General features: G+C 68.9%; 22 protein-coding genes and 1 pseudogene. 6 read left to right on the top strand and 17 right to left on the bottom strand.

The window, feature by feature from the left end; translation table 11 throughout:
• Nucleotides 1-202: 202 nt before the first annotated feature.
• Both BMX16_RS13560 and BMX16_RS13555 read left to right on the top strand, forming a co-directional pair.
• Nucleotides 203-448, top strand: coding sequence for a DUF1289 domain-containing protein (locus BMX16_RS13560; protein WP_089904636.1), 246 nt, complete (start codon nucleotides 203-205; stop codon nucleotides 446-448).
• 94 nt (nucleotides 449-542) lie between these two features.
• On the top strand, nucleotides 543-2246 hold the full coding sequence (locus BMX16_RS13555) for an ABC transporter ATP-binding protein (RefSeq protein ID WP_089904633.1): 1704 nt from the start codon (nucleotides 543-545) through the stop codon (nucleotides 2244-2246).
• 4 nt (nucleotides 2247-2250) lie between these two features.
• Here the strand turns inward: BMX16_RS13555 and BMX16_RS17350 are convergent, their stop codons facing one another.
• The 10 genes and pseudogenes from BMX16_RS17350 to BMX16_RS18020 all read right to left on the bottom strand — a co-directional run.
• Nucleotides 2251-3171 (bottom strand): TonB family protein, encoded by a 921-nt coding sequence (locus BMX16_RS17350; protein WP_143058037.1) that lies wholly within the window; start codon nucleotides 3169-3171, stop codon nucleotides 2251-2253.
• Nucleotides 3168-3545, bottom strand: a complete 378-nt coding sequence (locus BMX16_RS13540) for an ExbD/TolR family protein (RefSeq protein ID WP_245731564.1) — start codon at nucleotides 3543-3545, stop codon at nucleotides 3168-3170. The genes BMX16_RS17350 and BMX16_RS13540 overlap by 4 nt, the downstream gene beginning before the upstream one ends.
• Nucleotides 3542-3925 carry an ExbD/TolR family protein gene (locus BMX16_RS13535; protein ID WP_089904622.1) on the bottom strand — a complete coding sequence of 128 codons (384 nt, stop codon included), beginning with the start codon at nucleotides 3923-3925 and terminating at the stop codon, nucleotides 3542-3544. Before BMX16_RS13535 ends, BMX16_RS13540 begins: the two co-directional genes overlap by 4 nt.
• 1 nt (nucleotide 3926) lies before the next feature.
• Nucleotides 3927-4586: a MotA/TolQ/ExbB proton channel family protein gene (locus BMX16_RS13530; protein WP_089904619.1), complete on the bottom strand. Its 660-nt coding sequence runs from the start codon at nucleotides 4584-4586 to the stop codon at nucleotides 3927-3929.
• Between the two features lies 1 nt (nucleotide 4587).
• Nucleotides 4588-5424, bottom strand: coding sequence for an ABC transporter ATP-binding protein (locus tag BMX16_RS13525; RefSeq protein WP_089904666.1), 837 nt, complete (start codon nucleotides 5422-5424; stop codon nucleotides 4588-4590).
• An 8-nt stretch (nucleotides 5425-5432) separates the two neighbouring features.
• Nucleotides 5433-6389, bottom strand: a complete 957-nt coding sequence (locus BMX16_RS13520) for a FecCD family ABC transporter permease (RefSeq protein WP_245731563.1) — start codon at nucleotides 6387-6389, stop codon at nucleotides 5433-5435.
• Entirely contained in the window at nucleotides 6386-7387 is a 1002-nt protein-coding gene (locus tag BMX16_RS17805; protein WP_089904662.1) for a FecCD family ABC transporter permease, read from the bottom strand. The genes BMX16_RS13520 and BMX16_RS17805 overlap by 4 nt, the downstream gene beginning before the upstream one ends.
• 14 nt (nucleotides 7388-7401) lie before the next feature.
• Nucleotides 7402-8376 (bottom strand): iron-siderophore ABC transporter substrate-binding protein, encoded by a 975-nt coding sequence (locus BMX16_RS13510; protein WP_089904617.1) that lies wholly within the window; start codon nucleotides 8374-8376, stop codon nucleotides 7402-7404.
• Between the two features lie 29 nt (nucleotides 8377-8405).
• The gene (locus BMX16_RS18025) at nucleotides 8406-9686 is read right to left on the bottom strand and encodes a TonB-dependent receptor (protein ID WP_245731562.1); all 1281 of its coding nucleotides are present in this window, start codon (nucleotides 9684-9686) and stop codon (nucleotides 8406-8408) included.
• Nucleotides 9687-10056: 370 nt separating this feature from the next.
• Nucleotides 10057-10242 (bottom strand): annotated as a pseudogene (locus BMX16_RS18020) (TonB-dependent receptor plug domain-containing protein); the annotation flags it as partial.
• Between BMX16_RS18020 and BMX16_RS18015 the strand changes: the two are divergent.
• Nucleotides 10223-10396, top strand: coding sequence for a hypothetical protein (locus BMX16_RS18015; RefSeq protein WP_245731559.1), 174 nt, complete (start codon nucleotides 10223-10225; stop codon nucleotides 10394-10396). The pseudogene BMX16_RS18020 and the gene BMX16_RS18015 sit on opposite strands and share 20 nt — an antisense overlap.
• Nucleotides 10397-10709: 313 nt before the next feature.
• Here the strand turns inward: BMX16_RS18015 and BMX16_RS13500 are convergent, their stop codons facing one another.
• Nucleotides 10710-11672: a ParB/RepB/Spo0J family partition protein gene (locus tag BMX16_RS13500; RefSeq protein ID WP_218139890.1), complete on the bottom strand. Its 963-nt coding sequence runs from the start codon at nucleotides 11670-11672 to the stop codon at nucleotides 10710-10712.
• Nucleotides 11669-12871: an AAA family ATPase gene (locus BMX16_RS13495; RefSeq protein ID WP_089904614.1), complete on the bottom strand. Its 1203-nt coding sequence runs from the start codon at nucleotides 12869-12871 to the stop codon at nucleotides 11669-11671. Before BMX16_RS13495 ends, BMX16_RS13500 begins: the two co-directional genes overlap by 4 nt.
• 597 nt (nucleotides 12872-13468) lie before the next feature.
• On the opposite strand from BMX16_RS13495, the gene BMX16_RS13490 reads away from it, so the two are divergent.
• On the top strand, nucleotides 13469-14488 hold the full coding sequence (locus BMX16_RS13490) for a replication initiation protein (RefSeq protein WP_089904611.1): 1020 nt from the start codon (nucleotides 13469-13471) through the stop codon (nucleotides 14486-14488).
• A gap of 68 nt (nucleotides 14489-14556) precedes the next feature.
• Here the strand turns inward: BMX16_RS13490 and BMX16_RS13485 are convergent, their stop codons facing one another.
• From BMX16_RS13485 to BMX16_RS13475, 3 genes are read right to left on the bottom strand one after another with little or no spacing between them, the layout of a single operon-like run.
• A complete protein-coding gene (locus BMX16_RS13485) occupies nucleotides 14557-15795 on the bottom strand; it encodes an NAD(P)/FAD-dependent oxidoreductase (RefSeq protein ID WP_089904608.1) in 1239 nt (412 codons plus the stop codon).
• Nucleotides 15792-16724, bottom strand: a complete 933-nt coding sequence (locus BMX16_RS13480) for a 4-hydroxyproline epimerase (protein ID WP_089904606.1) — start codon at nucleotides 16722-16724, stop codon at nucleotides 15792-15794. The genes BMX16_RS13485 and BMX16_RS13480 overlap by 4 nt, the downstream gene beginning before the upstream one ends.
• Before the next feature lie 7 nt (nucleotides 16725-16731).
• Nucleotides 16732-17694 (bottom strand): dihydrodipicolinate synthase family protein, encoded by a 963-nt coding sequence (locus tag BMX16_RS13475; RefSeq protein WP_089904603.1) that lies wholly within the window; start codon nucleotides 17692-17694, stop codon nucleotides 16732-16734.
• Between the two features lie 321 nt (nucleotides 17695-18015).
• On the opposite strand from BMX16_RS13475, the gene BMX16_RS13470 reads away from it, so the two are divergent.
• Nucleotides 18016-19188, top strand: a complete 1173-nt coding sequence (locus BMX16_RS13470; RefSeq protein WP_089904655.1) for an NAD(P)/FAD-dependent oxidoreductase — start codon at nucleotides 18016-18018, stop codon at nucleotides 19186-19188.
• Entirely contained in the window at nucleotides 19185-19889 is a 705-nt protein-coding gene (locus BMX16_RS13465) for an alpha/beta fold hydrolase (RefSeq protein WP_089904599.1), read from the top strand. The genes BMX16_RS13470 and BMX16_RS13465 overlap by 4 nt, the downstream gene beginning before the upstream one ends.
• 33 nt (nucleotides 19890-19922) lie before the next feature.
• On the opposite strand, the gene BMX16_RS13460 is transcribed toward BMX16_RS13465, so the two are convergent.
• Together BMX16_RS13460 and BMX16_RS13455 are read right to left on the bottom strand one after the other, a co-directional pair.
• Nucleotides 19923-21029: an NADH:flavin oxidoreductase gene (locus BMX16_RS13460; RefSeq protein ID WP_089904596.1), complete on the bottom strand. Its 1107-nt coding sequence runs from the start codon at nucleotides 21027-21029 to the stop codon at nucleotides 19923-19925.
• A gap of 96 nt (nucleotides 21030-21125) precedes the next feature.
• Complete coding sequence (locus tag BMX16_RS13455) at nucleotides 21126-22787, bottom strand: MFS transporter (protein WP_245731558.1); 1662 nt, start codon at nucleotides 22785-22787, stop codon at nucleotides 21126-21128.
• Between the last annotated feature and the right edge of the window lie 122 nt (nucleotides 22788-22909).

Below are 22909 nucleotides of genomic sequence, written 5' to 3'. Positions count from 1 at the left end.
CGGCGGCGAAGAAACTCGTCGCCATGTTCGCCGACAACTTCGAAAAATACCTCACCCACGTGGACGACGACGTAAGGGCCATCGCGGTGGGCTGAGTTGCGCATGCAGGGTCGGGCAAGTCTGCCGGACCCTGCGTCACCCCGGCGAACCCGACCGGCCCTGTGCGCGTTCCAACCTGTCCCCTTGCGACAGGAGAGGTCCGTTGAAGAAGATCCCGAGCCCCTGCATTTCGGTCTGCAAGTTAACCCGCGACGGGCACTGCATCGGCTGCGCCATGACGAAGACGCAGAAGAAGATGTTCAAGACCCTGCGCAAGCCCGACCATCAGGCGGCCTTCGTCACCCTGCTGCGCCACCAGCAGACGGTGCTGGGGCGCTATCGTCACTGGTTGCCCGCGTACTTGCGCAAATGCGCCAAGAAGAATGTGAAACCGCCCTTCGCCCCGTGATCCGGCACCGCCCTTGCCTTTGCAATCCCGACAAAAGTAGTGTGCCACCCACAGGCCCCTGCGGCCCGCCCCCCGGTCCGCGAGTGTCACGCCCATGCTGCGCCAGTTCTACGCCTACTACCGTCCGTGGACGGGCTTGTTCTGGCTCGACTTCGGCTGCGCCGTGCTGTCGGGGCTGCTGGAACTCGCCTTTCCGCTGGCAATCAAGGGGTTCATCGACGTGCTCCTGCCACAGGGTGACCTGTGGCTCACGCTCATCGTGTCGATAGGCCTGCTGCTGGTCTATCTGCTGAACACCGGCCTCATGGCGATCGTCATCTACTGGGGTCACATGCTGGGCATCAACATCGAGACGGAAATGCGCCGCCGCGCCTTTGCGCATCTGCAGAAGCTGTCGTTTTCGTACTTCGACAAACAGCGCACCGGCAAACTCGTGTCCCGCGTCACGCGCGATCTGGAGGAGATCGGCGAGGTCGCCCACCACGGACCGGAGGATCTGTTCATCGCCGTGATGACCTTCGTGGGGGCGTTCCTGCTGATGACGACGATCAACACGGACCTCGCGCTCATCACCGCCGTCATCGTGCCCGCCAGCATCGCCATCGTCACGATCTTCGGCGGGCGCATGACGGCGGCGTGGCAGGCGATCTATGCCCGCGTCGCCGATTTCAACGTGCGGCTGGAAGAGAACGTCGGCGGCATCCGCGTCGTGCAGGCCTTTGCCAACGAGGATCACGAACAGGCGCTGTTCGCCCGCGACAACGCCCGCTACCGCGAGACGAAGCTGCTCGCCTATCGCACGATGGCCGCGTCGTCGTCGCTGAACTACATGGGCATGCGGATGATCCAGATCGTCGTGATGGTGGCCGGTGCGCTCTTCGTGCTGCAGGGCAGCCTGACGACAGGCGGGTTCGTGGCGTTCCTGCTGCTGGTCGGCGTGTTCTTTCGCCCCATCGACAAGATCGCCACGGTGATGGAGCTTTATCCACGCGGCATCGCGGGCTTTCGCCGCTACCTCGACCTGCTGGCGACGGAACCGGACGTGGCCGACCGCCCCGGCGCGCAGCCTGCCCCGCCGCTGAAGGGCGCGGTGCAGTTCGACGGCGTGGCCTTCGCCTATGGCCCGGATGCGCCCGTGTTGCAGGACATCACGCTCGACATCCGCGCGGGAGAGACGCTGGCCCTCGTCGGACCCTCCGGGGCGGGCAAGACCTCGCTTCTGGCCCTCGTGCCCCGGTTCTACGACCCGCAGGCCGGGACCATCCGCATCGACGGCATCGACATCCGCGACATGACCCTGTCCAGCCTGCGCCGTCAGGTCGGGATCGTCAGTCAGGACGTGTTCCTGTTCGGCGGCACGCTGCGCGAAAACATCGCCTATGGCCGCCTCGACGCGACCCCGGACGAAATCGTGCATGCCGCAGCCCAAGCGCAGCTGACCCAGATGATCGCGGGCCTGCCGCTGGGGCTGGATACGGTCGTCGGCGAACGCGGCGTCACCCTGTCGGGCGGCCAGAAGCAGCGCGTCGCCATCGCCCGCGCGTTCCTGAAAAACCCGCCGATCCTGATCCTGGACGAAGCGACCTCCGCCCTCGACACCCAGACGGAGCGGCAGATTCAGGCGGCGTTGGAGGCGCTGTCGGTCGGGCGCACCACGCTGGTGATCGCGCACCGGCTGGGCACGATCCGGAACGCCGACCGCATCGCGGTGATGGACGGCGGACGGATCGTGGAGATCGGTCGCCACGACGACCTGATGGCGGCGGACGGGGCCTATGCAAGGCTGAACGCCGCCTGAGGCGTCAGCCGCCGAAGCTCATCGGCAGGGTGAAATCATGCGGTCCCGCGCCGAGGTCCGCAGGGGCCGCCGGGAACGATCCGGCGCGCTGCACCGCATCCAGCGCCGCCTGATCGAGGGCGGCGTTGCCTGACGATCCGGCCAGACCTAGCCCCACGAGGCGCCCGTCGCCGCCCACGCGGATCGCCACCTGCACGGTGCCCGTCGCACCCCCGGCGGCGCGGGGATAGGACTTGCGCCGTTCGATCCGAGACCGGATCGTGCCGCCCCAGTCCGCCATCAGGCTGGACCGCGCCGCAGGGCCGGCCGATGCCGCTTCGCTGGTGCCTGCGTTGCCCGCCACGGCCCCACCGCCCTGCCCCGCCGCGCGCTGGCCGGGTTGGGCCTGTTGCGATTGCGCCTGCGGTTGCGGTTCTGCCTGACGCTCCGGTGGAGCCTCGGCCTGTCGGACGGGTTCGGGCACGGGTTCCGGCTCCGGCGCGGGCCGGTCGGGACGTTCGACGGGACGCGCCGTGACCACGGGGGCGAATGTCGGTTCGGGCTCCGGCGGCGGCGGTGCCTCGGTCACGGCGGCGGGCAAGGCTGGCGCGTCGGTGTCGGGCACCGGCATCTGTGGCAGGCTCGGCATCTGGGGCGCGGTCACCGCCGCCGGGGCGATTGGCGGCGTGGTCGCGAGCGGTGCCGCCTCCACCACCGGCGGCGGCATGACGGGGGCTGGCGGCGGAGACAGCACCGGCGGGCGGTCCCAGTCGGCGACCATCTCGGCCACGGTGCCGTCCACGGCGGCGAGCGAGATCATCGCGTCGCCACCGTTACCCGCCCCGCCCTGCGCGCCTGCGGGCTGCATCTGGACCGCCGACAGCGCGCCAAGATGCAGCCCCAGCGCCACCGCGCCGAACACCGCCCGCTCCACCACCTTGCTCATGGCGCACCCGTGATCAGCGCGATGTCGGCGAAGTCGCCCGGCGCTAGTCGCGGCAGCAGTGCTGCCAACGCCGTGGCGGGCATCGCGGCATCCGCCTTGATCGTCAGGCGCACGCCCAGTTGCGCCAGCACGGCGGCGATTGCCGCATCGCCGCGCGCCTCCTGGTAGGCCGGCACGCCGTCGGCACCGACGAACAGAGTCGCCTCGCCCTCGGCCGGCGTGTCGCTCGCGGCCACGGGGGGCGTGACGGCGACAGGATCGGGGGCGGTGATCTGGGCGGTCATCAGGAAGAAGATCAGCAGCAGGAACACCACGTTGATCATCGGCACGATTCTTTCCGGGGGGGTGCGGCGGGGGGGCAGGTCGAAGGTCACGACGCCTCCACCAGCACGACGCGGGCGAAGCCTGCGGCCTGCAGCACGCCCATCACGTCGACCACCCGCTGCAGGTCGGTGGCGGCGGCGGGGCGCAGCACGATCATGTCGTCTGGGCCGTCGGTCAGCGCCGCCAGCCGCGCAGCCAAGCCTTCGGGCGTCACCGCGACGCCGTTCAGCGTCAGCGCCTCCGCCCCCACCTCGACCAGCCGCAGCGGGCCGTCATAGGCGACGCCACCTCCCGCCACCACCAGCGGCAGGGTGGTGTCGAGGCCGAAGCGCGCGGCCAGCATAAAGAACACGAGCAGCAGGAACACCACGTCGATCATCGGCGTCAGGCTCGGCTTGCGCCGCGTGCGGGGGGTGGAAAGGTCGAACATCTCAGGCCGCCAATGCCGCGTCGGGCGCGGTGCGGGCGAGGAAGATCCGCGTCGCCGCATCCTCCAGATCGAACCGCAGGCGGTCGTTCACGCTCTCGAACCACGACAGCCCGACGGAGGCGAGGATCGCCACGGCCATGCCGGCGGCGGTGGTCAGGAGCGCCTCCCAGATGCCACCGGCGAGGGCGGCGGGATCGGCGCGGACGCCCGCCTGCTGCAGCGCCTGGAACGCGCCGATCATGCCCAGCACGGTGCCGAGCAGCCCCAGCAGGGGCGCGATGGTGGCGATCAGCTCCAGCGCGCGCAGACCGCTGCGGCCTTCCTCCAGTGCCGCGCGGGCAACGCGGGCGGTCTCCTCCCGCGCCGCGGCGTCGGTCAGGGCAGGGTCGGTGGCGCTTTGCATGGCGACCCGCGCCACGCGGGCGCGCTGGGTACGCGACGTGCCAAGCGTGGCCATCGCATCGCCCTGCCCCGCGCACCACTGGTCCACCGCGCGCCGGGTGCGGCCACCGGACCAGGCCCCGCCGCGCAGCATGCGCCACACCTTCCACAGGATGATGCCGACGGTGGCGACCGACAGGGCCACGATCGGGATCATCGCGATCCCGCCCACGTCGATCAGCGCCTGCATCTGCGCGGTCAGTACGTTCAAGATATCCATGTCAGGTCCTGTCCTTGAGTGTCGCGCGGTCCGCCCGCGCCAATGAGGTGTGTTGCGCGCCGGGATCGTGCCGGCTGTGCGGCAGCATCATCGGCCGCCCCGACGCGGGGTCTGCCATGATCCGGCAGTCGAGGCGGAAGACCGCCCGCACCATGTCCACCGTTAGCACCTCTGCCGGTGTCCCCGCGCTGTGCAGCCGCCCGTCCGCCAGCGCCACGATCCGGTCGGCATAGCGCGCGGCCAGGTTCAGGTCGTGCAGCACCATCACGATAGTGGTGCCGCGCGCCCGGTTCAGGTCGACCAGCAGGTCCAGCACCTCGATCTGGTGCGCGATGTCGAGGAAGGTCGTCGGCTCGTCCAGCAGCAGCACCTCGGTCTGCTGGGCCAGCGCCATGGCGATCCAGACGCGCTGCCGCTGTCCGCCGGACAGGGCGTCGATGTCGCGCGCCGCCAGATCCGTGGTGCCGGTCGCCGCCAGCGCCTGCGCCACCGCCGCGTCGTCGGCGGGCGTCCAGCGGCTGAACAGCCCGTGATGCGGATGCCGCCCGCGCCCGACCAGATCGGCGACGGTGATGCCATCCGGGGCCACCGGCTGCTGCGGCAAGAGGCCGAGGCGCTGCGCCAGCACCTTCGGCGGCATCCGGTGGATATCCGCCCCGTCCAGCAGCACCTGCCCCCGCGCGGGCGCCAGCAGGCGAGAGAAGGTGCGCAGCAGCGTGGACTTGCCGCAGGCATTGGCGCCGACGATGGCGGTGATCTTCCCCTTCGGAATCTCCAGGTCCAGCCCCTCCAGCACCGTGCGCTCGCCATAGGCGGCGCCCAGCCCCGCAGCCTGCATGATGTCGGTCACGTGCGCCCCCCGCGGTTCATCCGCACGATCAGCCCCAGCAGGAACGGCGCACCGAGCGCGCCCGTCACGACGCCCACAGGATAGCGATGCGGCAACAGCACCTGCCCCGCGAAATCCGCCCCCACCACCAGCACCGCCCCCACCAGTGCGGCGGGGATCAGCGGCGACCGCCCCGGCCCCGCCAGCCGCGCCGCGATGGGCGCCGAGAGGAAGCCGACGAAGGCGATCGACCCCACCGCCGCCGTCGCCACCGCGACCAGCCCCACGACGCAGAGGATCGTGGCGACCCGCACGCGGCCCAGTCGAACCCCGAGGGCGCTGGCCTTGTCGTCGCCCAGCGACAGCGTCGCGATGTCCCGGCTCAGCGCCAGCAGCGCGCCGCCGCACAGCGCCAGTGCCGCGACCAGCGGCCCCGCCTGATCCAGCTGCGCGCCGTTCAGGCTGCCGGTCAGCCAGCGCAGGGCGTCCTGCAGGCTCCACGCAGGCGCATTGAGCAACAGCCACGCGGTGACGCTGCCGAGCATCGCGGCGACGCCGATGCCGGTCAGAATCAGCCGCCCGCCCGACAGCCCCAGCACGACGATCCCGAACACCGCAGCCGCCCCGCTGCCAGCGCCGATCCCGATGATGTCGGGGCTCGCCAGCGCGTTGCGCAGCAGCACTTGACACGCCGCACCGCCAAGGCCGAAGCAGAGTCCCGCCAGCACGCCGAGCACGAGGCGCGGCCCGCGCAGGGTGGTGACCGTGAAACTTTCCGCCTGCCCCAGCAGGACGCGCAGCACCTCGCCCGGTGGCGTCACGTCCTGACCGACGCACAACGTCAGCACCGCCAACGCCAGCAGCAGCGCCAGCAGGCCCGCGACGACGGCCCGGCCCCGCCGCACCTGCCGCCTGCGCAGATCGGCCAGCAGGCACGCCAGCGGGCGCGCCGGGTGGAGCAAGACGACGCTCACAGCCCGCGCAACCGCTGGCGGCGCAAGATCGCGATGAACACGGGTGCGCCGATCAGGGCGGTGACGATGCCCACGTCCACCTCGGACGGGCGCGCCACGATGCGGCCCGCCACGTAGGCCAGCGTCAGCAAGCCAGCGCCGACGACGGCGCTGGCGGGCAAGAGCCACCGGTGATCGACGCCCATCAGTAGGCGGCACAGGTGCGGCACCACGAGGCCGAGGAACCCGATCGGCCCGCAAACCGCCGTGACCACGCCGCACAGCACCACAGCCGCCGCCAGCGCCGTGCCCCGCGCCCAGACGACGCGGACACCGAAGGCGCTGGCGGTGTCGTCCCCCAGTGCCAGCATGTTCAGATGCCGCGCAGTGGCCCATGCCGCGAGCAGGCCGACCATCAGGAACGGTAGCATCGGTGCGATGGCTGCCATGCTCGCGCCACCGACGCCGCCCACCTGCCACGCCTGCACGGACCCCGCCACATCGTTGCGTCCCAGCACCAGCGCCAGCGTGAACGACGCCGCCGCGATGGATGTGGCCGCCCCCGCCAGCGTCAGCTTCAGCGGCGTGGCACCCCCCTGCCCCAATGACCCCACCGCATAGACGAAGGCGGACGCGACTGCCGCCCCGCCGATGCCGGTCCAGATCGTGGCCTGCGACCCGCTCAACCCGAACCACGCGATGCCGGTGACCACGGCCAGTGCCGCACCAGCATTCACGCCGAGCAGCCCCGGATCGGCCGGCGGGTTGCGCGTCACGCCCTGCATCACCGCACCCGCCACGCCAAGTGCCGCGCCCGCCAGCAGCGCCAGCACCGTGCGCGGCAGACGCAGGTTCACCGCCGCCTGACCGATGGTCTCGGTCCGCCCCGTCAGGGCGGCCCCGATGTCGGCCCAGCCCACGGCGCGCGTGCCGACCGTCACCGACAGCGCCGCCACCAGCACCAGCGCGGCACAGGCGACACCCAGCCAACCCGCACGGGTCAGCTGGAGTGGCGACATGATCGCAGCGCTGGTCACTCTGTGCGGCTGGCCGCATCCGCCAGCAGCGCCACGTAATCGTCAAGGACGAAGGGAATCGACAGCGGCGTCGGATTGGCCGCCGTGCCCATGGGATCGTTGCCCAGCAGCACGACCGATCCGGTCTGTACCGCCGCCATCCGCGCCGTCAGCGGATTGGCCGTCATCGCGTCCACCAGATCGACGCCGCCATAGTTCACCACGATGTCCGCATCGGCGAAATCGTCGATCCGCTCCGCACTCACCTGCGCCGAGAACGTGCCGTCGGCAGAGGCATCCCGCACCGCCTGCGGCAGGCCCAGCCCGAGATCGGCGAAGAAGCGTACCCGCGTGTCGGCGGCGGTGTAGAACGACAGCGTGCTCAGGTCGCGGCCGTCGACATGGGTGACGAACATCGCGGTCTTGCCCTGCAGGACGGGGTATGCGGCGACCTCCGCCGCGATCTGGCCTTCCAGCTCCGCAATCAATGCGTCGCCTTCCGCCACCATCCCCATGCCCGCCGCGTTCAGGCGGATCATCTCGCGCCAGTCGGCGGCCCAGGGCTGGTCGGGATAGGCCACGACGGGCGCGATCTGGCTGAGCGTGTCGTAGTCGGACTGGCTCAGCCCCGAATAGGCCGCGAGGATCACGTCCGGGTCCGTCGCCGCGACGCCTTCGAAGTCGATGCCGTCGCCTTCGTCGAACAGCACCGGCACATCGGCACCCAGGTCGTCCAGCGCCGTGACGACCCAGGGCAGCAGCCCGTCGCCATCGTCGTCACCGAATTTCGCCGCCGCCATTCCGACGGGCACGACACCCAAGGCCAGCGGCACCTCGTGGTTGGCCCAGGCGACGGTGGCGATGCGTTCGGGTTTCGCAGTCAGCACCGTGGTGCCGAAGGCATGCACGATGGTCTGCGGATAATCCTGTGCCAGCACCCCCTGCCCCAGCAGGGTCAGGCAGACGGCGGCGATGAGCGTGGGGTGTGTCATGGCGGGCGATCCTGTCGGGGACAAAGGGCTCACCAGCTTTGCCGCAGGGTGACGGCGATGCTGCGACCGGGGTTGTAGTAGTTGGCGGTCCCTGCCCCGACCACGTGCTGTTCGTCGAACAGGTTCGACACGTTCACGGTGACCTCCGCGTCCTCCTCCAGCGCATAGCCGTAGGACGCATCGACCAGCAGCGCCGCGTCGGACTTGCCCTCGTTCGGGATGCCGTAGAAGTAGTCGCCGACATACCGCACGCCGCCGCCGAAGGTCTGTGCGTTCAGCACCTCGCCCGCGGGCTGCGTGTAGTTGACCCAGACCGATGCGGTATGCGTGGGCACCGTGCCGAAGGTGTCGCCGGTCACGTCGACGCCCCGTGCGGTGCCGCGCTCCACCTCCGTGTCGATGTAGGAATAGCCCGCGATCACCTCCAGCGAGTCGGTCAGTTCCGCCTTGCCCTCGACCTCGAACCCGCGGGCGCGGTAGGCGCCGATCAGCTGCTGCCGGATGGTGCCGTCGCCCTGCACCACGGATGCGCTGACGTTGTCCTTGGTCAGGTCGAACACCGCGGCCGACACGATGCCGTTCACGCCGGCGGGCTCGTATTTCACGCCGACCTCGTATTGCGAGCCCCGCTCCGGCTCCACCCCAATGCTGGGCGGTGCGACGGATTCGACGTAGGACCCATAGACCGACAGCGCGTCGCTGACCTTGTAGGTCAGCGCGCCGCGCCAAGAGGTTTCGGCGTAGTCCGCCTGCGCCGTCTGCCCCGTCAGCCGCGACGTCGTCTCCAGCTCCAGCCAGTCGCGGCGCAGGCCCACCGTGGCGATGATCCGGTCGTCGAACGACAGGTTCTGCTGGACGAAGGCCGAGCGCGTCAGCGCATCCCGCGTCTCGTCCAGATAGGTCGCGGGGACCGCATCCGGGCCGTTCACCGGGTTCGCGATGTCGATGGGGCTGGCTGCACCGAAGGCCGCCGTGACGTCGCTTTGCCCGTCGTTGAATTCGATCCCCGCCAGCGTGCTGCTGTCGAAGGCCGCGAATTGCGCGTCGTATTGCAGGATGACGTTGCCGACCAGTTCCCGCACGTCGCGGTCCTGACCGAAATAGGCGCGGTTGTAGATCGTGCCGTCGGGCCCCGTCCCTTCCGCCAGATAGACATAGCCGAACCCGTCGGTCAGGGCGGAATACCGCAGGTTGGCGCGCAGTTGCAGCGCGTCGGTCACGTCGTGGTGCGCCAGCACCGTGGCACTGGTCCGATCCGTGTCCTGGTCGTTCTGGTTGGGATCCGAAGAATAGTTCGCGGTCGAACTCACCCTCTATCGGATAGCCGCCGCTGTTCGGCGTCGTGTCCCGCTGCAGCCGGTCCACCACCACAGTCACCGCCGTGGCGTCCGTCGGCGCCCAGGTCAGGCCGCCCATCAGCAGCGATCCGTCGTCGCGACCCGTGGCATACTCGCGGTCCGCCCGCTGGACGCGGGCCGTGAGGCGATAGGCCAGCGTGCCCTGATCGTTCAGCACGTCGCCGACATCCACGCCGACCTCGCCGTGGTCGTCGGACCCAACCGTGGAATAGACCTCGCCGAACCGCTCGAACTGCGGCTGCTTGCTGACGAAGTTGATCGACCCGCCCGGATCGGACACGCCGAACAGGGTGGAATTCGCACCGCGGATCGCCTCGACCCTGGCATAGGCGAAGGGGTCCTCTCGCACGTCGCGCATCGACCCCAGCGTCAGCCCGTCGCGATAGCTGGTCGCCTGGAACCCGCGCATCAGCACGTAGTCGTTGCGGTCGTCGGAGCCGTAGTAATCGGTGTGAACGCCGGGGGTGTAGTTCAGCACCGTCTCCAGCGTGTCGGCGTCGCGCTGCACGATCTCCTCCGCCGTCACGACGGAGACGGAGGCCGGCGTGTCGCGGATGCTGGTCGCCACCTTGCCGCCCGTCTACAACTCCTGCGCCACGACGGACCGCGCATCGTCGTCCAGTGCCACGTCGGCGGTCACGATGATCGGCGACAAACGGTAGACAGGTCCGGCGCCGCCTCCTGCGCCATCGTGGCCGCCGGCAACAGCGTCAGTGCGGTGCAGCCCACAAGCCAGGGATTGCGGAGGATCGGGCGGGCTTTGGTCATGGCGCTTCCAATGTTGAGTGAATCAGTCTGGATTTATAAAGCGTTTTAGTCAGAATTCGTGCGGGCACAAGCGCGAACCTACCGGACGCCCGTTTTTTCGCTCTACACGCCGGGTCCAAGACATAAAAAAAGGGCCGACACCCCGTGGCGCCGACCCTTCCAAAACATTGCAGCAGTTGGATTAAATCCGGTGTTGCCACATGGCAATCACTTCGCCTTGCGGTCCTTCAGATAGGCATCGACGGCACTGCGCAGCGCACGTTCAGACAGCGCTTGCTGGAATTCCAGCGCCACGACGGCGCCCTTCTTGCACAGGCGCACGTTGCCGTCGGGATGCTTGTAGTAGGTATCCAGCGCCTTGCGCCTCACCGGGGGCTTGCCGGCGGCCTTCAGGCGGTTGACCACCTCGGCCGCCGTCAGCCCCTCGCCACTCTCGGCGATGGCGCGGGCGGCGGCGATGACGCGGCTGTGCGCCTCGGCCTCTGCCATCAGGGGGCGCAACTGACGCGCGTGAAGCTCCTTGATGTCGCGGATTCCGGGAAAGGCCGCGACGATCTCCGGCTCCAGCCGGGCGAGTTGCAGGAACCGCGACAGGAATCCCGGCGACACCTGCAGGCGGTCCGCCATCAGCGTCTGCTTGCCGCCGTAATACGCGTCCACCGCGCGGGCATAATCACGGGCGCGCTCGTAATCCGAGATGTCCTCGCGGTCGCGGTTCTCGATGTCCGCAAGGCGGAAGGCTTCCTCGTCGGTTAGCACACGCTCTTCGATGAGATAGCGGAACTGGGGGTAGTTGTTGGCGCGGAGCCAGCTGACGGCGAAATGGCGACGCGCCCCGCAGATCACCTCGAACTCCGCGCCGTCGCCGTCCAGTCGCCGCACGATGGCGGGAAACTCCTGTTGGCCCTGCGCCTTCAACCCTTCGATCAGGTCGGCACAGTTGTCGGGCGTCAGCAGGTCGTAGGCGCGGTTATGCCCCGCCCACATCACGCAGGTCGCCGGATCGACAAGGCGCATCACCTTTTCCTGACGCGCCCCCGCGACCTGTTCGCTCATGGCGGTCGAGCGTTTCAGGAATCGGGTCTGACCACGCTCGGCCTCCACCTCGCCAGGGTCGGTATCCAGACCCTTCAGCACGTCGTCGAACAGCGCATCGTGTTTCTTGTTCACAGCACACCCTCCTTGCGCAAACCGGGCAGATGGCTGGGCCAGGTCTTGCGGATTTCGGTCTCGATCTCTCGCCCCACGGCGTCGAGGTAGACGCGGCAGCGCTTGTGGGTCTCGGTCCGCGTGGCGGCCCCGGTCAATTCGTAGACGGTCATCAGATTGGCCGCCGCATTGTCGATCTCGGCGCTGTCCTTCAGCACCGCGTTCAGCATGTCCTGCGGAAAGACCGCGTCCATCATCCGCTTGATCGCCCCATGCGCGCTTTTCTGGTCGTTCATCTTGGTGGCGAGGATCTTGACGAAATGATACCCGCGCGCACCCCCGTGTTGCGCAAGCTCGCCCAGCGTCGACGACATCATCCGCAAGAAATGCGCGGTCGATCCGAAGTCGATGTTGTTCGGCGGTGCCGGCACGACGATGGCGGTCGCAGCGCGCAGCACCGACAGAGAGATCATGCCGAGCGCCGGCGGCGGGTCCAGCAGGATCACGTCGAACTGGTCCGCGATGGTGGCGATCCCGTCGCGCAGGCGGTCGAGGACGAAGTCCTGTTCGCGCACCATGCGCGCCGCGAACTCGTATTCCGCGTCGTAGAGGCCGAGGTTCGCCGGGATCATGGCGATCCCCGGCCAGCAGGTCGCGCGCAGCGCGTAGTGCAGCGTCGCCGGCCCGCCGTGGCGAAAGAACGGATAAAGCGTATCTTCGTCCTCGTCCACGTCGACATCCGGGTTCAGGCCGAAGATGCTAGTTGTGGACGCCTGGCTGTCGCAGTCGATCACGCAGACGCGGTAGCCCTTCAGCGCCAGATACTGCGCCAGATGCACCACGACCGTGGATTTGCCGACGCCGCCCTTGAAGTTCTGCACGGCCAGGACCATCGCCGGGTCCGTCGCTGCCCGGTGCGGCAGCGTGCCGAACACCGCGCGCATCCGGTTCACATCCTCCAGCGCGTAGCCCGTGCGCCGCCCGGTCTGGTCGTCCTTCGCAGGCTCCGGCAGACGCCCGTCGCCCTCCGCATCGCGGATCGCCTTTTCCGTCCGACCACACATCTCGGCCGCAGTGCGGACGTTGAACGTCACGTCGAGGGTCTTCTGCGTGCCGGGGGAAAAGACGGCCGTGCGCAGCTTCTCGATGACGCGTCCCGCCCGCGTGGCGATGGCATCGATCTCGTCCAGACCGACGGGGTAGTCCTGTGGTATGCTCATGTCGGCCCCTCTTGGCGTGGGTTGAACTGCGCCGAGTATATGTTCGGAATTGACTCGGGGATATCCGAAAAACCGCACCTTGAGCGGATGAGCCCGAAGGTGCGGGAAAGGGGGCACGGTGCCGTCGGGTACGGTTCTAGCGGGGCGGTTGCGGGGGTTCGGACCCAATTTGTGTGCGACGCCGGCGATCGGACCTCGATAAACATCCAAATCATAAAAACCCCCTGCCTGTTCTGGATTCTCGTGTTCATCTGTTCAGGGCATCAATCCCCCTGCCCCGCAACGCGCAAAGTTCCTTATGGCTTACGTTTCGGGATCGTTCGGCTTACGTCATGGGTGGGCTGGCGTTACGTTTCGGGTGGGCTGGCGATACCTGTCGGGTGGGTGAATCCTTACGTTTCGGGTGGGGCGCCGGGGTGCGAATCGGGGAGTGCCCAAGGCGCTGTTTTCATCGCCTTTCCCGCTGTGACCTTGACCCCCGACCCGCTCAGCCGCTTACATTTCGGGTGACCGGTCGCCCGCCGCTGGTCTGTTGACTTACACGCCGCAACCTACAAAAGTAAGTCAGCCACGTAGGGAAAGGCGCGATTCGGCATCATGGCGAAACCTGTGACACCCTCTTACCGCACGATCGACGCCCGGCCCACCGCCGACACCCTCATCAAGCCGGGCGAGTTGGTGGACCTGATCGAGGTGACGCCCCTGACCCTGACCGACCGGCGGATCTACAACCAGCTTCTGGAAAATGCCTGGGACGCCATCGACAAGCCGGTGATGCACGTGATCGCGAAATCCGACCTGCGCGGCAGTCACAACTCCAACGACCGCATCGGCGAGTCCATCGAACGGCTCATGTCCGCCATCGTCAAGATGGACGTGATGTGGGACGGCAAGCCCGCGGTCGAGCGTGTGCAGCTGCTGGGCGGCAACGTCGAGGCGGCGCGCAGCGACGGGTTGTTCGAATACGAGATCCCCGCCCGCCTGCGCAAGGTGATCGGCAACTCCACCGTCTTCGCGCGCCTGCAGCGCGAGGTGATGTTCGCCCTGTCGTCGAAATACGCCCTGACCCTGTACGAGATGGTCCAGAAACGCGGCAACCTGCGCTGGAAGTCGTCGGAGACCTTCACCCTCGACGCGATCCGCGGCGTGCTCGGCGTGCCGAAGGGCAAGCTGACGTCATGGTCGAACCTGCGCCTGCGGGCCATCGACCCCGCCGTGGCCGAGGTGTGCGCCCTGTCCGACTACCAGGTGGAGATCGCGCCGATCAAGACCGCGCGCAGCGTGACGCATGTGGAGCTGCGCTGGTGGCGCAAGGACGGCGACGCGACCGGAGAGGCGGCGCGCGCGCTGTCCTTCGCCAGCACCGGGCGGCGGGTCAAGGCGGCGGAGCCCGCACCCGCCCCGACCCTGCGCCCCCGTCCCGGCTGGCTCGATGTCAAGGGCGACGCGCTGCAGACCCAGACCTACGAGACGGCGCGGATGCGCTTTCCCGGCTATGACATCTACCAGATCGAGAGCGAGTGGCGCACCTGGTCGCGGACCAAGGGCAAGCCCGACGATCCCGACCGCGCCTATCTCGCGTTCTTCCGCAAGTTCGCAGAGGCGAATCCGCTGTAAGTCACTGGCGACGCTACGATTTCCACCTCATTGCCAGGTGGCAACGACCCCACCCATCCGGTAAGGTTTCAGCGGAATCGCGTGGCAGCGAAGGGCGTCAGGTCGATCCCCGGCGCGCGCCCCGCCACGAGATCGGCCACCAGCTGCGCCGTGCCGGCCGCCTGCGTCAGCCCCAGATGGCCGTGGCCGAAGGCATAGGTGACGCGGTCCGATCGGGGGGCATGGCCGATCATCGGCAGGCTGTCCGGTGTGGACGGACGGCAGCCCATCCAGCGCACGCCATCGCGCAAGGTCAGCAGCGGCAGGAACGCCCGCGCCTTGTCCGCCAGCACGTCGGCACGCCGCCAGTCAGGCGCGCGGTCGAGGCCGCCAAGCTCCACCGCGCCGCCGACCCGCACCCCGTCGCCGATCCGGGTGACGACGAAACCGTGGTCCGGAAACGTCAGATGCGTGTGCAGCGCCGTGCCGCCCGCCGCGAAGGTCGCGTTGTAGCCGCGTTCCGTATCCAGCGGCACCCGGTCGCCCAGCGTGCGCGCAAGCTGGTGCGACCACGCGCCAGCCGCCACGACGACGCGGGCGCCGGTCAACGGGCCGGTCGCGGTCTTCACCGTGACGCCATCGGCGCCGTGCACCAGCGCCTGCACGTAATGCCGTGCGATCGTGCCACCGCGCGCGACAAAGGCCTGCGCCAGATGCTGCACCCACGCGAACGGGTCGGTCGTGTTCATCCACGCGGGCACGAAGCCCGCGTGGGTGAAGCGTGGCGACAGCCCCGGCTGGATCTCGGTGATCGCCTCGGCGCCGTCCAGCAGATCGAACGCCACGCCATGCGCGCGGCGCAGGTCCCAGCCCGGCAGGCTGGCGCGGAACGCAGGCTCACCTTCGTAGAGTTGCAATTGCCCTTCGCGCCGCATCAGCGGCTCGCCATTCACGGCGGCGATCAGATCGTCCAGCGCCGTCCGCGATATGTCCATCAGGCTCGCCTGTGCAGCCACGGCGGCGGCATGGCGTTGCGGCCTGCTGGCACGCCAGAACCGCCACAGCCACGGGATCATCCGCACCGCCTGTGCCGGTGGGATCGACAGCGGCCCCAGCGGGTCCAACAGGAACCGTGGTGCGCGGCGCATGACGCCGGGGGTCGCCAATGGCTCGATATCGGCGAAAGCGAACGCCCCGGCATTGCCCCGCGACGTGGCCATCCCGACCTCGCCCCGATCGATCAGGCGGACGCTGTGCCCCTCGGTCTGCAGGGCCAGCGCCGTGGTCACGCCGACCACGCCCGCGCCGATCACGACGATGTCGCTCATGGCGCGATGCCCTCGCGGAACGGGTCGGCGGGGTCGAAGATCAGGCGGCTTTCGGCCATCACATGCGCCTGCCCGGTGATCCGCGGGATCACGCCGCCCGCCGCGCCGGGGGCATAGGACAGCCGATAGGTCGATCCGATCACGCTTTCCTGTACGATCTCCTTACCCGGTGCCAACAGGCCCCGCGCTGCCAGCGTGGCCAGCCGCGCCGAACTGCCCGTGCCGCAGGGCGAGCGGTCATAGGCGTCGTCGGGACACAGGACGAAATTGCGACTGTGGAAGCCCGCCGCGTCGGCTGGACCATAGAGGATCACGTGGTCGATGGCGCTGCCGTCGTTGCCTGCCACGCAGGCGTCGGCCAATGCCATGCGCATGGCGATGGTGGCCCGCGTCAGCGCGGTGATGTTGTCCGGCGCAACTGGCAGCGGGCTGGGATCGACGAGGAAGAACCAGTTGCCGCCGTAAGCCACGTCGCCCGTCACGCGCCCGATCCCGGGCACGTCCACCGTCACGTCGGCCTGTGTCCGGCGGCTTTCGATGTTGGTGACGGTGACGGTGTGGGCGTCCAGCAGATCGACGGTGACGACGCCCGCCGGCGTCTCGAACCGGTGCTGGCCGACACCGATCCGCCCTGCATGGAACAGCGTCACGGCGACCCCGATCGTGCCGTGACCGCACATGCCCAGCACCGCGGCCACGTCGAAGAAGATCACGCCTGTCACGCAGGTCGGATCGACGGGCGGCACCAGCAACGCCCCGACCATCGCCACCTGTCCGCGCGGTTCCAGCAGGATCGCCCGCCACAGGGCCCGGTGATCCCGCGCCAGCCGCTGTGCCCGCAGCGCGAGCGGCCCGGCGCCCAGATCGGGACCGCCGGACAGGATCGTGCGCGTCGGCTCGCCGCCCGTGTGGCTGTCTATGACCTGCATGTGTCGGTCACGCCGCCGTGCCGCGACCCGTCGCAAGGTGTCGCGACCAGTCTGCGAACCAAGCGTTGAACTTGTGGAACTGCGCCGTGGCAAATCCCGCCTGCGACGCCGACAATGCGTCCGTCTCATAGACGTTGCGGCGGTACGCCTCGTGCCCCTTCAGCACCATCAGGTGCTTGAAGTAGAGGACGAGATCGACGCCTTCGTCGAAGGCGGCCAGCACGGCGAAGGCCTGCGACAACTCCCGCGCGCGCAGGTCGGCCTCTGCATCGCCAGCGGCGGCGCGGCGCGACAGGGCGACCAGCAGCAGGGTTTCCGCCGGAAAGATCGTGCCGATGCCGGTAATCGCACCGACCGCGCCGCAGTTGACGAAGCCGTGGTAGACTTCGGTATCCACGCCGACCATCAGGATCGCATCGTCGTCGCGGCACGTGATGTGTTCGGCGGCATAGGTCAGGTCGGACGCCCCACCGAATTCCTTGAACCCGATCAGGTTCGGATGCGCGTCGCGCAGGGCAAAGAACAGGTCGGCGCGGGTCTGATAGCCATAATAGGGACTGTTGTAGATGATCGCCGGCACGTCCGGCGCCGCGTTCAGGATCGCGGCAAAGTGGTGCGCCTGCGCCGCAGCCGACGCCCCCCGTGACAGCACGCGGGGAATGACCATCAGGCCTGCCGCGCCGATGGACTGCGCATGCGCAGCATGGGCCACCGCCGTGGCCGAATTGACCGCACCCGTGCCCACGACCACCGGCACCCCCGCGTCGGTCAGGCGCGCGACCCCGTCCATCCGCTGTGCATCCGTCAGCAGGGGCCAGTCGCCGCAGCTCCCGCAATAGACCACGCCGGACATGCCCGCCGCGATCATCTCTTGCCCGGTCTGCACGAGGGCGTCGAGATCGGGCTGCCGGTCGGGGGTCAGTGGGGTCAACAGGGCGGGGATGGTGCCGTGAAAGACGCTGGCGTCCATGTATTATCCTTTACTAACAATCATATAATGATCTTTCATCATTGCCGGAGGCTGCGTTGCCCAAGCATGGCACAGTTGATGCGGCAGGGTGGTGCGGTGGCGGTCAGGCTGTGCAGTTCCGGTTGGTCGTGCCCAGTCTAGGGGGGAATGTTTCACTTGGACAGGCACCGCGTCGCAGGTCTTGCTGCCGTTTGGTGCTGGAGGATGCACGCATCGGCGGCTATGACTTTCGACAAGGCGGCACAGTCGCGACCGACCGGGCGTGGAATGGAGTGGCCGGGCTGTAAACAGACCCTGCGGCAGGGTTTCGAGGGACTGCACATGCTGGAACGGATCGTCATCGTGGGGGCGGGGCAGGGTGGTCTGCAGGCCGCCATCAGCCTGCGGCAGGACGGCTTTGCCGGGTCGATCACCCTGATCGGTGCCGAGGACGGGTTGCCCTATCAGCGCCCGCCCTTGTCCAAGGCCTACCTCAAGTCCGGCGATGCCGAGGCGCTGCGTCTGCGGCCCGCGGCGTTCTATGACACGGCGGACATCGCGCTGGTGACGGGCGTGTGGATCGACCGGATCGACCGGCTTGCGCGGATGGTTCATGCAGGCGGGCAGGCGTGGCCCTATGATCACCTGATCCTCGCCTCCGGGACGCGCAACCTCCGCCCGCCGATTCCCGGTCTTGCGCGGGCGCTGGACCTGCGCACGCTGGACGACGCGGTGCGGCTGCGGGGTGCACTCGACAGCCCCAAACGCTGCGCGGTGATCGGTGGCGGTTTCATCGGGCTGGAATTCGCGGCCGTTGCGGCCGGACTGGGGCACGACGTGACGGTGGCCGAGGCCGCACCCCGCCTGATGGCGCGTGTGCTGTCGCCGCAGATGTCGGACCGATTTGCGGCTCTGCACAGGGGATTAGGCACTGAATTGCACCTTGATGCGCTGGTGACCGAAGTGACGGACGACGGGATCTTATTGCGCGACGGCACCGCGATCGCCGCCGACATCGTGCTGCTGGCCGCCGGTGTGGTGCCCAACGACAGCCTTGCGCGGGATGCGGGTCTGGACGTGGCGAACGGCGTCGTCGTGGATGCGCAACTGCGCACGTCGGACTCCGCGATTTCCGCGCTGGGGGATTGCGCGGTGTTCCCCGATCCGGTCACGCAGCGCCCCGTGCGGTTGGAGAGCGTGCAGGCCGCCACCGACCATGCCCGTCTGATCGCGCGGCGTCTGGTGGGCGGGGCGGATGACGCCTATGCCGCCGTGCCGTGGTTCTGGTCCGATCAGGCGGATGCCAAGTTGCAGATCGCGGGACTGGCCACGCCGCAGGACGACGCCGTGACCGGCCCCGACGGCAGCGTCTGGCGGTTTGCGGGCAACCGGCTGTCGGCGGTGGAGACGGTGAATGCCGCCCGCACCCACATGCAGGCGCGCAAGCGGATGGCGCTGGGTCCGGTGGACAAGGCCGCGCTGATCGCCGCCGATTTCGACCTGACCGCCGTATGACCGCCCCGACAACTGGCGATACCATCGTCCTGATCCCCGGCCTGCTGTCGGACCGCACGGTGTGGGTGCCCTTCGTCGATGCGATCGGCGCTGACGGCGTGGTGGCCGATCTGACCACGCAGGATGATCTGACCGACATGGCGCACGACTGCCTTGCGCTGTCGGCTGGCCGGATGCGGGTGGCGGGCCATTCCATGGGCGCGCGCGTCGCGTTGGAAATGGCCCGTCTGGCCCCCGACCGGATCGCGCGTCTGGCGCTGCTCGACACAGGCGTGCATCCTCTGGCGGCAGGCGAGTTGCCGGTGCGCGAGGCGCTGGTGGCGCTGGCGCGGGATCACGGGATGCAGGCGCTGTGCGACCGCTGGTTGCCGGAGATGGTGCATCCGGGCAGGCACGGCGATTTCGGGCTGATGGATGCGCTAACGGCGATGGTGCTGCGGCAGACGCCGGAGAGCCACGCGCGGCAGATCGCGGCGCTGGTGAACCGGCCCGATGCACGGAGCTACCTTGGGCAGATCGCCTGTCCGGTGCTGCTGATGGTAGGGCGTCAGGACGCGTTCAGCCCTGTCGCGCAGCATGAAGCGATGCAGGCGCTGCTGCCCGATGCGCGGCTGGTGGTGATCGAAGAGGCGGGGCATTTCGCGCCCCTGGAACGGCCAGAGGCCGTGGCGGATGCGCTGATCCCGTTCCTGCTGGGGTAGGGGGGCCCGGAAAGGCCCCCCCTTTGGCAAGGCTCAGGCGAGGGTCTTCAGCGCGGCGGCGTCGAAATCCTTCAACTCGTCCATGCAGCCTTCGCGGACCTTGGACACCCACGCGGGGTCCGCCAGCAGGGCGCGGCCCACGGCGATCAGGTCGAACTCGTCACGCTCCATCCGCCGGGTCAGACGGTCCAGCGGCGTGGCCTTGGACCATTCACCCGCGAACGCGCCGCTAAAGTCGGAGTTCAGGCCGACGGAGCCCACGCTGATCGTCGGCGCACCCGTCAGCTTTTTCGCCCAACCGGCAAAGTTCAGACCCTCTTCGCCGTCAACTTCCGGGAATTCGGGTTCCCAGAAGCGGCGCTGTGAACAGTGCAGGATATCCACGCCAGCCTCGACCAGCGGCAACAGCCAGTCGGTCATCTCGGACGTGCTGGTGGCCAGACGGGCGGTGTAGTCCTGCTGCTTCCACTGGCTGACGCGCAGGATCAGCGGGAAGTCGGGACCGACCTCGGCCCGGATCGCCTTGACGATCTCGGCGGCGAAGCGCGAGCGGTCCTTGATGGTCGGGCCACCGTAGGAATCGTCGCGCAGGTTGGTGCCGGACCAGAAGAACTGGTCGATCAGATAGCCGTGCGCGCCATGCACCTCGACCGCGTCGAAGCCGGCTTCCTGCGCCAGACGCGCGGATTTCGCGAAGGCCGCGATGGTGTCGGCCACGTCGGCGTCGGTCATCGTGTTGCCGCGCGGCTCGCCGGGGCCGACGAGGCCGGAGGGGCTTTCGACGGGCGCCGCGGGCTCCCACTTTCCGCCACGTGTCGATCCCGTGTGCCAGATCTGCGGCGCGATCTTGCCGCCCTTGGCGTGCACGGCCGATGCCACGTCACGCCAGCCAGCCATCGCGGCGTCGCCATGGAAGAACGGGATGCCGGCGGTGTTGCGCGACGCGGGACGGTCGATCACGGTGCCTTCGGTCAGGATCAGACCCACATCGGCGGCGGCGCGGCGGGCGTAGTAATCGACCTGCGGCTGGCCGGGGATGCCCTCCGGTGCCATCGACCGGGTCATGGGGGCCATGACGATGCGGTTGGGCAGGTCGAGCCCCTTGTACGTGAAGGGGCGGAACAGGGTGTTGGTGGTCATGGGAGGTCCTGACGGTTTCTTGAAACGTGAGACGGGCAAATATGACGTGGATCAACTTATCCAAGGGCCGCACACCGGCCCCTGCATCGGTGCACGTCAGTTCGCGCGGGTGGGATCGGTCAGCGCATCCTCGGTCGCCTGCACCTCGGCCACCGGGTCGTAGGTGGCGGAGCCGACGGGACGTTCGATGAAGCGGTGGACGCGCGGGGCGTGGCCGTCGATGTGCAGCGACTGGATCAGGTCGTGGTTCTGCTGGTCGGCGCGGGTGCGGCGCTGGCGGTCGCGGACGTATTCCAGCCACGTGGCGACGTGATAGCGTTCCACCCACAGGTCGGGGTCCGCCAGATCGCGCAGCAGGGTCCAGCGCCGCGCGCCGTCCCGGCGACAGATGCGGCGACGCTCGTTCATCGCGGCGACAAAGGCCGTGCTGTTGTGCGCCGCGACCCGGTGTTCCACCGTGATGACGATGGGGCCGGACCGGGCATCGACGGGCACGGTCGTCGCGGGTGCGGTCATGTGCCCCGCCGGTTCCAGATCCGCATCGCCGCTGCGGGGGAGGGGCAGCACCAGCCCCAGCAGGCCGCCCACCGCCTGCAGCGCGGCAGCGGCGAGAAGGGCGCGGGTGACGCCCTGCGCCTCGGCGATCGCGCCGAAGGTCCACGCGCCCGCCGCCAGCCCGCCGAACGCCGCCATCTGATACAGCGACAACGCCCGCCCCACGACCCAGCGCGGGGTGGACAGCTGCACGGTCACGTTGAAGGTGGACAGCGCCAGCACCCAGCCTGACCCCGCCAGCATCAGCGCGGGCAGCGTCAGGATCAGCGTGTGTGACAGCGCCGTGCCGATGCCGCCCAGGACAAGGACGAGCGTGGCGACGCGCACGATCGCCTCGGTCGAAAGCCGCGCCCGCAGGCGCCCGCTGGACAGCGCGCCCGCCACAGCGCCGATGCCGAACGCGCCCAGCAGGATGCCATAGGTCAGCGGCCCGCCCACGATCAGATCGCGCGCCACGACCGGCATCAGGGCGGGCAGGGCGGCGGCGGCGGCCCCGAACAGGGCGGCACGCGCCATCACGACACACAGGTTGGGCGACATGGCGACATAGCGCAGCCCTGCCAGCATCGCCGTGGCGATGTGTTCGCGCGGCAGGGTGCGCGGCGCGCGCACCGGATGCCAGCGCAGCAGCACGACGATCAGGCCGACATAGCTCAGCGCGTTGGTCAGGAACGCGCCCGCCGCCCCCGCGACGGCGACGATGGCCCCGCCGATGGCGGGCCCCACCGACCGTGCCATGTTGAACCCCATGGAGTTCAGGGCCACTGCCCCCGGCAGGGCGGCGCGGGGCACCATGTCGCCGACGCTGGCCTGCCACGCGGGATTGTTCAGCGCCGTGCCGCAGCCGATGGCGAAGGTGAAGCCCAGCAGGCCCCACGGCGTCAGCACGCCCGCCCAGGCACACCACGCCAGCAACAGCGACACCGCGACCATGTAGAACTGCGCGATCAGCATGACCTTGCGCCGGTCGAGGTTGTCGGCGATGGCACCCGCGGTCAGCGAGAACAGCATGATCGGCAGCGCGGTGGACGCCTGCACCAGCGCCACCTGCTGCGGCGAGGTGGTGAGCGTCGTCATCAGCCATGACGCACCCACCGCCTGCACCAGCCCGCCGAAGTTCGACGACATCGACGCGAACCAGATCGCGCGGAAGATCGGCACCGAGAACGGCGACGGCGGCGGGGCTGCGGGTGTGGCGGTCACGAAGGCTCTCCTCGCGGCGGGGGCGCTGGGGGTCGGCCAGCAGATAGGACGGATCGGGGGCAGCGACCAGCCGATGAGGCAGCACGGGCGACGATGGGCGGGGCGTTGCGCGGATTGTCACC

Source organism: Loktanella fryxellensis (genome assembly GCF_900110065.1).
Taxonomy (GTDB): Bacteria; Pseudomonadota; Alphaproteobacteria; order Rhodobacterales; family Rhodobacteraceae; genus Loktanella; species Loktanella fryxellensis.
This window is presented reverse-complemented; position numbering and strand designations above follow the sequence as displayed.

What these genes read in the sequence shown, in the direction of transcription:
- BMX16_RS13555 (WP_089904633.1), top strand. Translation starts at nt 543, where the DNA reads ATGCTGCGCCAGTTCTACGCCTACTACCGTCCGTGGACGGGCTTGTTC.
- BMX16_RS17350 (WP_143058037.1), bottom strand. Translation starts at nt 3,171, where the DNA reads ATGAGCAAGGTGGTGGAGCGGGCGGTGTTCGGCGCGGTGGCGCTGGGG.
- BMX16_RS13535 (WP_089904622.1), bottom strand. Translation starts at nt 3,925, where the DNA reads ATGTTCGACCTTTCCACCCCCCGCACGCGGCGCAAGCCGAGCCTGACG.
- BMX16_RS13530 (WP_089904619.1), bottom strand. Translation starts at nt 4,586, where the DNA reads ATGGATATCTTGAACGTACTGACCGCGCAGATGCAGGCGCTGATCGAC.
- BMX16_RS13525 (WP_089904666.1), bottom strand. Translation starts at nt 5,424, where the DNA reads ATGCAGGCTGCGGGGCTGGGCGCCGCCTATGGCGAGCGCACGGTGCTG.
- BMX16_RS17805 (WP_089904662.1), bottom strand. Translation starts at nt 7,387, where the DNA reads ATGTCGCCACTCCAGCTGACCCGTGCGGGTTGGCTGGGTGTCGCCTGT.
- BMX16_RS13510 (WP_089904617.1), bottom strand. Translation starts at nt 8,376, where the DNA reads ATGACACACCCCACGCTCATCGCCGCCGTCTGCCTGACCCTGCTGGGG.
- BMX16_RS13495 (WP_089904614.1), bottom strand. Translation starts at nt 12,871, where the DNA reads ATGAGCATACCACAGGACTACCCCGTCGGTCTGGACGAGATCGATGCC.
- BMX16_RS13490 (WP_089904611.1), top strand. Translation starts at nt 13,469, where the DNA reads ATGGCGAAACCTGTGACACCCTCTTACCGCACGATCGACGCCCGGCCC.
- BMX16_RS13485 (WP_089904608.1), bottom strand. Translation starts at nt 15,795, where the DNA reads ATGAGCGACATCGTCGTGATCGGCGCGGGCGTGGTCGGCGTGACCACG.
- BMX16_RS13480 (WP_089904606.1), bottom strand. Translation starts at nt 16,724, where the DNA reads ATGCAGGTCATAGACAGCCACACGGGCGGCGAGCCGACGCGCACGATC.
- BMX16_RS13475 (WP_089904603.1), bottom strand. Translation starts at nt 17,694, where the DNA reads ATGGACGCCAGCGTCTTTCACGGCACCATCCCCGCCCTGTTGACCCCA.
- BMX16_RS13470 (WP_089904655.1), top strand. Translation starts at nt 18,016, where the DNA reads ATGCTGGAACGGATCGTCATCGTGGGGGCGGGGCAGGGTGGTCTGCAG.
- BMX16_RS13465 (WP_089904599.1), top strand. Translation starts at nt 19,185, where the DNA reads ATGACCGCCCCGACAACTGGCGATACCATCGTCCTGATCCCCGGCCTG.
- BMX16_RS13460 (WP_089904596.1), bottom strand. Translation starts at nt 21,029, where the DNA reads ATGACCACCAACACCCTGTTCCGCCCCTTCACGTACAAGGGGCTCGAC.